General features: G+C 73.0%; 5 protein-coding genes. 1 reads left to right on the plus strand and 4 read right to left on the minus strand.

The window, feature by feature from the left end:
* Positions 1-167: 167 nt before the first annotated feature.
* Genes ACK5KK_RS07325 through ACK5KK_RS07335 form a run of 3 tightly spaced genes read right to left on the minus strand, consistent with a single transcriptional unit; the run spans position 168 to position 3,205 of the window.
* The gene (locus ACK5KK_RS07325; RefSeq protein WP_416889433.1) at positions 168-1,136 is read right to left on the minus strand and encodes a 1,4-dihydroxy-2-naphthoate polyprenyltransferase; all 969 of its coding nucleotides are present in this window, start codon (positions 1,134-1,136) and stop codon (positions 168-170) included.
* Positions 1,137-1,163: 27 nt separating this feature from the next.
* On the minus strand, positions 1,164-2,303 hold the full coding sequence (locus ACK5KK_RS07330; RefSeq protein WP_416889434.1) for an AMP-binding protein: 1,140 nt from the start codon (positions 2,301-2,303) through the stop codon (positions 1,164-1,166).
* Positions 2,303-3,205 (minus strand): 1,4-dihydroxy-2-naphthoyl-CoA synthase, encoded by a 903-nt coding sequence (locus ACK5KK_RS07335; protein ID WP_416889435.1) that lies wholly within the window; start codon positions 3,203-3,205, stop codon positions 2,303-2,305. Before ACK5KK_RS07335 ends, ACK5KK_RS07330 begins: the two co-directional genes overlap by 1 nt.
* Positions 3,206-3,326: 121 nt before the next feature.
* Between ACK5KK_RS07335 and ACK5KK_RS07340 the strand changes: the two genes are divergently transcribed.
* Positions 3,327-3,743, plus strand: a complete 417-nt coding sequence (locus ACK5KK_RS07340) for a glucose-6-phosphate dehydrogenase (RefSeq protein WP_416889436.1) — start codon at positions 3,327-3,329, stop codon at positions 3,741-3,743.
* 26 nt (positions 3,744-3,769) lie between these two features.
* Here ACK5KK_RS07340 and ACK5KK_RS07345 read toward each other — a convergent pair.
* Positions 3,770-4,315: LLM class flavin-dependent oxidoreductase (locus ACK5KK_RS07345; protein WP_416889437.1), on the minus strand; the 546-nt coding region annotated here is incomplete at its 5' end.

The raw sequence follows: 4,315 nt of genomic DNA on the forward strand, positions 1-4,315 counted from the left end.
CGGCGATCTTCGCGGCCCTCATCGGGCTGAGCCTGTCGATGCTGTTTCTGCGCAAGCCCCTCGACGACATGAGCGCCGACATCGCCGAACGCCGCGCGCAGGCCAAGAGGTCAGGACCCACCGACGAGGAGATCGAGGACCGGCTCTGACGCCTCCGGCGGTGCCGGTCACACGATGAACGCCCAGGCGATCCCCACGCCGTACATCACGCTCGTGAGCGAGGTCACCCCGAGCGCGACGACCAGTTCGCGGGGGTCGCGGTAGGTCCACACGATCAGGATCGCCGCGGCGGCCGGCAGTAGCGCCAGGAGCGTCAGCCAGGCGACCGGGTAGAACAATGCCAGGGCGACCGCGATCGGGAACGGCACGAGCATCAGCAGCGTGAACAGCACCTGCGTCGCACGGCGCCCGATCAGCACGCTGAGGGTGCGCTTGCCCGCCGCGCGGTCCTGATCGATGTCGCGCAGGTTGTTGGCCAGCAGCACCGCGCACGCCAGCGCACCCGCGGCGACCCCGCCGAACCACGACTCCTGCGGCACCAGCCCCACCTGGACGAACGTCGTTCCCGTCGTGGCGACCAGGCCGAAGAACACGAACACGAACAGTTCCCCGAGCCCGGCGTACCCGTACGGGCGCTTGCCCCCGGTGTAGAACCAGGCGGCGATGATGCAGACGGCACCGACCGCGAGCATCCACCAGTGCTGCGTGCGGATGACGACGGCGATGCCGGCGACGGCCGCGAGCGCGAAGAACACGAGCGCCACTGTCAGCACGGTGCGCGGCTTCGCCTTGCCCGACGCGGTCAGCCGGGCCGGACCCACCCGGTGGTCGTCGGTGCCGCGGATGCCGTCGCTGTAGTCGTTGGCGTAGTTGACCCCGATCTGCAGGGCGACGGCCACCGCAAGGCAGGCGAGGGCGAGCACCCAGTGGAACCGCGTGTCGATGATCATCGCCGCACCGGTGCCGATCAGCACGGGCGTGAAGGCCAGCGGCAGCGTCCGCAGCCGGGCCGCGCCGATCCAGTCACCGAGTGTCGCGGGCGTCGCCTTCGCGACGACGACGGGCGCCTTCTGCGGGTTGCCGCGCGGGGCCTGCTTCTTCTTGGGGCGGTTCTTCTTGCGTGAGGGGGCAGCCACGAGGTGAAATTCTAGGCCCCCGGGGGCTCACCCCGCCGATCGGGCCAGGGCGCGGGCGGCACGGCGGTCGGGTTTGCCGTTGGGCAGGCGCGGAATCGCGGCGACCGGGATGAGGCGGGCGGGGCGGGCGGGGGCGCCGAGCTCCGCGGCGACGGCGGTGCGGGCGGCGGCAAGCGCGGCATCCGGATCGGTGACGGCGGCGACGGCGGCGACAACGGCGGAGGCCTGTCCCCACCGTTCGTCGTCGATCGGGACGACGACGGCGTGTTCGAGCCCCGGCACCGTGTGCACGGCGCGTTCGACCCGGTCGAGCGAGACGTTGACGCCGCCCGAGACGATGACGTTGTCGAGCCGGCCGGTGACCCGCAGCGCGCCGTCGGCGACCTCGCCGGCGTCCCCGGTGCGATACCACCGGACGCCGCCGTCGGTGACGAAGGCGGATGCCGTGAGCGCGGCGTCGAGGTAGCCCTCGGCGAGCGTCGGACCCGACAGCTGCACCTCGCCGTCCGCGACGCGCATCCCGACCCCGTCCAGTGGCACGCCGTCGTACACGCACCCGCCGCTGGTCTCGGTCGACCCGTACGTCCGCACGATGCGTGCACCGCGCGCGCTCGCACGATCGAGGAGCGCGGCAGGAGCCGCCTGCCCCCCGACGAGGATCGCCTCGTAGGCGGCGAGCGCGGCATCCACCCGTGGGTCGTCGGCGTCGAGGAGCGTTGCCAGCTGTGTCGGCACGAGCGACGTGTACCGCGGCACCGGGGTGCCGCCGCGGCTGGCGGCCAGGCCGTGCGTCGCGGCGGCGAACGCCTGCGGGGTGAACGATCCGCCGAGCACGGCCGGCTCGTGGCCCGCGATCAGTGCGCGGACGAGCACCTGCACCCCCGCGACGTAGGTCGCCGGCAGCGCGAGCAGCCACGCGCCGTCGCCGCTCCGCGCCGCCGTCGCGAGCGCGCTCGCGGTGAACGCGTGCCGGCCCAGGACGACCGATTTCGGCACGCCGGTCGAGCCCGACGTCGTCAGCACGACGGCGGTGCCGGCGGGGACCTCGACGGGGAGGGTCGCCGGGTCGCCGCCGAGCGCGACCGCCGGTCCCGCCCCCAGCACGGCGGCCCGCAGCGCCCGCAGCACGTCGCGCGGGCCGGGCGAGGCGAGCGGGGCCAGCAGCATCAGTAGTGGTACGGGTAGGGCGACCAATCCGGGTCGCGCTTCTGCAAGAACGCGTCGCGACCTTCGACGGCCTCGTCGGTGGAATAGGCCAGCCGCGTAGCCTCGCCGGCGAACACCTGCTGGCCGACCATGCCGTCGTCGATCGCGTTGAACGCGAACTTCAGCATGCGGATCGCCGTCGGCGACTTGCCGAGGATCGTACGGGCCATCGCGATCGCCTCCCGTTCGAGCTCGGCGTGCGGCACGACCCGGTTCACGGCACCCATCTCATGGGCGCGCTGGGCCGAGTACTCCTCGGCGAGGAAGAACACCTCGCGGGCGAGCTTCTGCCCGACCTGGCGGGCCATGTAGGCCGAGCCGTACCCGGCGTCGAACGAGCCGACGTCGGCATCGGTCTGCTTGAAGCGGCCGTGCTCGGCCGACGCGATCGACAGGTCGCACACGATGTGCAGCGAGTGGCCGCCGCCGGCCGCCCAGCCGGGGATGACGGCGATGACGACCTTGGGCATGAACCGGATGAGCCGCTGCACCTCGAGGATGTGCAGCCGCCCGGCGCGCGCGGGGTCGGGCGCGGTGGCATCGTCGGCGGCGTAGGTGTAGCCGTCGCGTCCGCGGATGCGCTGGTCGCCGCCCGAGCAGAACGCCCAGCCGCCGTCGCGCGGACTCGGGCCGTTGCCGGTCAGGAGCACCACGCCGATCTTCGGGTCCTGCCGGGCGGTGTCCAGCGCCCGGTACAGCTCGTCGACGGTGTGCGGGCGGAAGGCGTTTCGCACCTCGGCGCGGTCGAACGCGATGCGGGCGATGCGCCCGTCGGTCGAGACGTGGGCGGTGATGTCGGTGTAGGCGTCCGCGCCGGGGGCGAGCAGCCATTCCGCGGGGTCGAACAGCTCGGAGATGGTCACGCCTCCACCCTACGGTCCCGGCCCTGTCCCACCCCGGTCGTCTCCCCGCCGAGATGGTCACCCCGTCGATCCGAGGTCCGGGGCGTGCGATGCTGGAACTACCTACCCCGGAGGTCCCGTCATGAGAATCACCCGAAGTTCCGACTGGCGCGACGCCCTGACGTTCGATGTTCCGCTCCGCGCCGCCGAGGTCGCCCCCGGCGACCCCGCCAAGTGCGCGGGATGTCCCGGCGACGCCGACGCCCTGGATCGCAGCGCGCTGTGGGCGGTGAAGCACCGGCATCCGACCAATCCGGCCGGTTTCGTGCGTTTCTACTGCGCCGCACACACCCCGAAGCTCGCCGGTGCGGCATCCGGCGCCTCCCGCGCTCCCGGCGCGGCCCGCCGCACCGCGGCCCGGTCACAACCGGCGCCCGAGCGCGAAAGACTGCCGCGGCGCACGCCGCGCGCCGACGTCGTGCGGGCGATGTGCCCGAACTGCTTCGTCGAGGTGTCCGCCACCGGCGAGTGCGGCATGTGCGGAGAGCGGGTCGGCTGACACTGCGCGCGGCGCCGCCGGGTCGGTCAGGCGTTCTTGCGGTCCCGCCAGGCCAGCCACCGGCTCACGGCGGCCGGGTCGTAGTCGGGCCCGGTCAGCCCCAGCGTGAACATCCGGGCACCGGCGGCGAACAACGCGTCTGCGGCGTCCTCGTCGCGCCGCGCCAGTTCGCTCGACACAGTCAGCGTCGACAGGTCGCGTTCCTCGCGGTCGGCCCAGCGCCGCAGCACCTCGAACTTGTGGCCGATCGCGTCGGGGCCGGTGAACGAATGCCAGATGTCGGCGTGCCGCGCGACCAGGCGCAGAGTCTTCTGCTCCCCCGACCCGCCGATCATCACCGGGATATTGCGCGTGGGCGGCGGGTTCAGCACCGACCACCGGCGCTGAATGCGCGGCAGCGCGTCGCGGAGGTCGTTCAGCCGCGACCCGGCGGTGCCGAACGGGAACCCGTACTCGTCGTAGTCGCGCTGGAACCAGCCCGCACCGGTGCCGAAGATGAACCGCCCCACCCCGCCGCGCGCCGAGATGTGGTCGATGGTGCGGGCCATGTCGGCCTGCAGATCGGGGTTGCG

Source organism: Microbacterium sp. (assembly GCF_047972865.1).
Taxonomy (GTDB): Bacteria; Actinomycetota; Actinomycetes; order Actinomycetales; family Microbacteriaceae; genus Microbacterium.

What these genes read in the sequence shown, in the direction of transcription:
- ACK5KK_RS07330 (WP_416889434.1), bottom strand. Translation starts at nt 2,303, where the DNA reads ATGCTGCTGGCCCCGCTCGCCTCGCCCGGCCCGCGCGACGTGCTGCGG.
- ACK5KK_RS07340 (WP_416889436.1), top strand. Translation starts at nt 3,327, where the DNA reads ATGAGAATCACCCGAAGTTCCGACTGGCGCGACGCCCTGACGTTCGAT.